This is a genomic window from Cryobacterium sp. TMB1-7 (genome assembly GCF_004402435.1).
In the GTDB taxonomy this organism is placed as follows: Bacteria; Actinomycetota; Actinomycetes; order Actinomycetales; family Microbacteriaceae; genus Cryobacterium; species Cryobacterium zongtaii.
Window position 1 is genome coordinate 1 of record NZ_SOFZ01000011.1, and the last position, 5260, is coordinate 5260.

3 rRNA genes are annotated in these 5260 nt (G+C 53.6%); all 3 read left to right on the forward strand.

Annotated elements, in window-relative coordinates:
• Nucleotides 1-1431, forward strand: a 16S ribosomal RNA gene (locus tag E3O60_RS04305); the annotation flags it as partial.
• 468 nt (nucleotides 1432-1899) lie between these two features.
• Nucleotides 1900-5027 (forward strand): 23S ribosomal RNA (locus E3O60_RS04310).
• 124 nt (nucleotides 5028-5151) lie between these two features.
• A 5S ribosomal RNA gene (rrf, locus tag E3O60_RS04315) occupies nucleotides 5152-5260 on the forward strand; the annotation flags it as partial.

Consider the following 5260-nt stretch of genomic DNA (forward strand, 5'->3'; position numbering starts at 1 on the left):
GATCAGTGGCGAACGGGTGAGTAACACGTGAGTAACCTGCCCTTGACTCTGGGATAAGCACTGGAAACGGTGTCTAATACCGGATACGAACTTCAGCCGCATGGCTAGGAGTTGGAAAGAATTTCGGTCAAGGATGGACTCGCGGCCTATCAGCTAGTTGGTGAGGTAATGGCTCACCAAGGCGACGACGGGTAGCCGGCCTGAGAGGGTGACCGGCCACACTGGGACTGAGACACGGCCCAGACTCCTACGGGAGGCAGCAGTGGGGAATATTGCACAATGGGCGCAAGCCTGATGCAGCAACGCCGCGTGAGGGACGACGGCCTTCGGGTTGTAAACCTCTTTTAGTAGGGAAGAAGCGAAAGTGACGGTACCTGCAGAAAAAGCACCGGCTAACTACGTGCCAGCAGCCGCGGTAATACGTAGGGTGCAAGCGTTGTCCGGAATTATTGGGCGTAAAGAGCTCGTAGGCGGTTTGTCGCGTCTGCTGTGAAAACCCGAGGCTCAACCTCGGGCCTGCAGTGGGTACGGGCAGACTAGAGTGCGGTAGGGGAGATTGGAATTCCTGGTGTAGCGGTGGAATGCGCAGATATCAGGAGGAACACCAATGGCGAAGGCAGATCTCTGGGCCGTAACTGACGCTGAGGAGCGAAAGCATGGGGAGCGAACAGGATTAGATACCCTGGTAGTCCATGCCGTAAACGTTGGGAACTAGATGTGGGGACCATTCCACGGTCTCCGTGTCGCAGCTAACGCATTAAGTTCCCCGCCTGGGGAGTACGGCCGCAAGGCTAAAACTCAAAGGAATTGACGGGGGCCCGCACAAGCGGCGGAGCATGCGGATTAATTCGATGCAACGCGAAGAACCTTACCAAGGCTTGACATATAGAGGAAACGGCTGGAAACAGTCGCCCCGCAAGGTCTCTATACAGGTGGTGCATGGTTGTCGTCAGCTCGTGTCGTGAGATGTTGGGTTAAGTCCCGCAACGAGCGCAACCCTCGTCCTATGTTGCCAGCACGTAATGGTGGGAACTCATGGGATACTGCCGGGGTCAACTCGGAGGAAGGTGGGGATGACGTCAAATCATCATGCCCCTTATGTCTTGGGCTTCACGCATGCTACAATGGCCGGTACAAAGGGCTGCAATACCGCAAGGTGGAGCGAATCCCAAAAAGCCGGTCTCAGTTCGGATTGAGGTCTGCAACTCGACCTCATGAAGTCGGAGTCGCTAGTAATCGCAGATCAGCAACGCTGCGGTGAATACGTTCCCGGGCCTTGTACACACCGCCCGTCAAGTCATGAAAGTCGGTAACACCCGAAGCCAGTGGCCAAACCCGCAAGGGATGGAGCTGTCGAAGGTGGGATCGGTGATTAGGACTAAGTCGTAACAAGGTAGCCGTACCGGAAGGTGCGGCTGGATCACCTCCTTTCTAAGGAGCACAGCACCTCTCCTCTGTATACAGGGAGATTCAAGGTGCCAAGTCATACGAAGACGAATGTTCTTCGATGGCGCTCATGGGTGGAACATTGACATTGATGCAGAGCCAATCGGTTCGATCTCAGTACTTCACCTCGGTGAATGGAAAGGGTTGGGTCAGGCGGGTTTGCATATGCACGCTGTTGGGTCCTGAGGGACCGGAACGCGAATCACTTTCGAGTGGTGAGTGGACTTTTCCTCTGGACCTTTTTCGGTCAGCAGTCGAGCTTCAGTGATGGAGCCGCTGGTCGTAAGGGGTACCGCCCGTACTTTGAGAACTACACAGTGGACGCGAGCATCTTAAATTTGAACCCTTCGGGGTCAAATTACAAAGATCAACACACTTTTCGAAGTGTGTGATCATTGGTCAATTTCGGTCGCGAATTTATTCGCGGCACTTAATCGATTCAAACTCATGTGATTTCAAATTTTCAAGAGCAAACGGTGAATGCCTTGGCATGTAGAGCCGAAGAAGGACGTAGTAATCTGCGATAAGCCTCGGGGAGTTGATAAACGAACTGTGATCCGAGGATGTCCGAATGGGGAAACCCCGCCAGGCCCGCAAGGTGACCTGGTGACTCCCGCCTGAATATATAGGGCGGGTAGAGGGAACGTGGGGAAGTGAAACATCTCAGTACCCACAGGAAGAGAAAACAATAGTGATTCCGTTAGTAGTGGCGAGCGAACCCGGAAGAGGCTAAACCGATCATGTGTGATAGCCGGCAGGCGTTGCATGGTCGGGGTTGCGGGACTTTTCTGCTGATTCTGCCGAACAGTGAGCGTTACAAAGGAATATAGACGAACAGGATTGAAAGCCTGGTCATAGAGGGTGCGAACCCCGTAGTCGAAATGTTCCAATGGCGCGAAGAGTATCCCAAGTAGCACGGGGCCCGAGAAATCCCGTGTGAATCTGTCAGGACCACCTGATAAGCCTAAATACTCCTACATGACCGATAGTGAACAAGTACCGTGAGGGAAAGGTGAAAAGTACCCCGGGAGGGGAGTGAAATAGTACCTGAAACCGTTTGCTTACAAACCGTTGGAGCACCCTTTGTTGGTGTGACAGCGTGCCTTTTGAAGAATGAGCCTGCGAGTTAGTGATATGTGGCGAGCTTAACCCGAGAGGGGAATGCGTAGCGAAAGCGAGTCTGAATAGGGCGATTCAGTCGCATGTCCTAGACCCGAAGCGAAGTGATCTATCCATGGCCAGGTTGAAGCGACGGTAAGACGTCGTGGAGGACCGAACCCACTTCAGTTGAAAATGGAGGGGATGAGCTGTGGATAGGGGTGAAAGGCCAATCAAACTTCGTGATAGCTGGTTCTCTCCGAAATGCATTTAGGTGCAGCGTTGCGTGTTTCTTGCCGGAGGTAGAGCTACTGGATAGCCGATGGGCCCTAAAAGGTTACTGACGTTAGCCAAACTCCGAATGCCGGTAAGTGAGAGCGCAGCAGTGAGACGGTGGGGGATAAGCTTCATCGTCGAGAGGGAAACAACCCAGACCACCATCTAAGGTCCCAAAGCGCGTGCTAAGTGGGAAAGGATGTGGAGTTGCATAGACAACCAGGAGGTTGGCTTAGAAGCAGCCACCCTTGAAAGAGTGCGTAATAGCTCACTGGTCAAGTGATTCCGCGCCGACAATGTAACGGGGCTCAAGCACGCCACCGAAGTTGTGGCATTGATATTTTTGGTAAGCCGCACCCTTGTGGTGTTGGTTCAGCCGTGTTGATGGGTAGGAGAGCGTCGTGTGGCCAGCGAAGCGGCGGTGTAAACCAGCCGTGGAGGCTACACGAGTGAGAATGCAGGCATGAGTAGCGAAAGACGGGTGAGAAACCCGTCCTCCGAAAGATCAAGGTTTCCAGGGCCAGGCTAATCCGCCCTGGGTAAGTCGGGACCTAAGGCGAGGCCGACAGGCGTAGTCGATGGACAACGGGTTTATATTCCCGTACTGATGAAAAACCGTCCAAGCTAATCCAGTAATGCTAAGCATCTGAATCCTCTAGATGGATCCCTTCGGGGTGAAGCGTGAGGCCTAGCGTGCGACCCTATGCTGGTGCGGTTAGCGTATTAACAGGTGTGACGCAGGAAGGTAGCTGAGCCGGGCGATGGTTGTCCCGGTCTAAGGATGTAGGGCGAACGATAGGCAAATCCGTCGTTCATTAAGCCTGAGACCCGATGGGTAGCCCGTAAGGGCGAAATCAGTGATCCTATGCTGCCAAGAAAAGCATCGACGCGAGGTTTTAGTCACCCGTACCCCAAACCGACTCAGGTGATCAGGTAGAGAATACTAAGGAGATCGAGAGAATCGTGGTTAAGGAACTCGGCAAAATGCCCCCGTAACTTCGGGAGAAGGGGGGCCTGAGGCGTGAAGGGATTTACTCCTGGAGCGTTCGAAGGCCGCAGAGACCAGTGGGAAGCGACTGTTTACTAAAAACACAGGTCCGTGCCAAGTCGCAAGACGATGTATACGGACTGACGCCTGCCCGGTGCTGGAAGGTTAAGAGGAACGGTTAGCCGCAAGGCGAAGCTGAGAATTTAAGCCCCAGTAAACGGCGGTGGTAACTATAACCATCCTAAGGTAGCGAAATTCCTTGTCGGGTAAGTTCCGACCTGCACGAATGGCGTAACGACTTCCCAGCTGTCTCAACCGCGAACTCGGCGAAATTGCATTACGAGTAAAGATGCTCGTTACGCGCAGCAGGACGGAAAGACCCCGTGACCTTTACTACAGCTTGGTATTGGTGTTCGGTGTGGCTTGTGTAGGATAGGTGGGAGACTTTGAAGCTTGGACGCTAGTTCAGGTGGAGTCATCGTTGAAATACCACTCTGGTCATATTGGATACCTAACTTCGAACCGTGATCCGGTTCAGGGACAGTGCCTGGTGGGTAGTTTAACTGGGGCGGTTGCCTCCTAAAAAGTAACGGAGGCGCCCAAAGGTTCCCTCAACCTGGTTGGCAATCAGGTGTCGAGTGTAAGTGCACAAGGGAGCTTGACTGTAAGACTGACAAGTCGAGCAGGGACGAAAGTCGGGACTAGTGATCCGGCAGTGGCTTGTGGAAGCGCTGTCGCTCAACGGATAAAAGGTACCTCGGGGATAACAGGCTGATCTTGCCCAAGAGTCCATATCGACGGCATGGTTTGGCACCTCGATGTCGGCTCGTCGCATCCTGGGGCTGGAGTAGGTCCCAAGGGTTGGGCTGTTCGCCCATTAAAGCGGTACGCGAGCTGGGTTTAGAACGTCGTGAGACAGTTCGGTCCCTATCCGCTGCGCGCGCAGGAAATTTGAGAAGATCTATCCCTAGTACGAGAGGACCGGGATGGACGAACCTCTGGTGTGTCAGTTGTTCCGCCAGGAGCACCGCTGATTAGCTACGTTCGGAACGGATAACCGCTGAAAGCATCTAAGCGGGAAGCCGGCTTCGAGATGAGATTTCCATCCCTTAGGGGGAGAGGCTCGCAGCTAGACTACTGCGTTGATAGGCCGGATGTGGAAGAGAGGACTAAAGACTCTTGGAGCTGACCGGTACTAATAAGCCGATAATTTGATAACACTCAGTTTGAATAAGCTGCTATGCGTCCACTATGTGGTTCTCGATGTACGGTCGAGAACAAACGCCCTCCACGGAGGGCTCTATAACTAAAAAATATAGGTTCGATTCACCATCACCAGGTGTTTCGGCGGCTATAGCAAGAGGGAAACGCCCGGTCACATTCCGAACCCGGAAGCTAAGACTCTTTGCGCCGATGGTACTGCAGGGGGGACCCTGTGGGAGAGTAGGACAC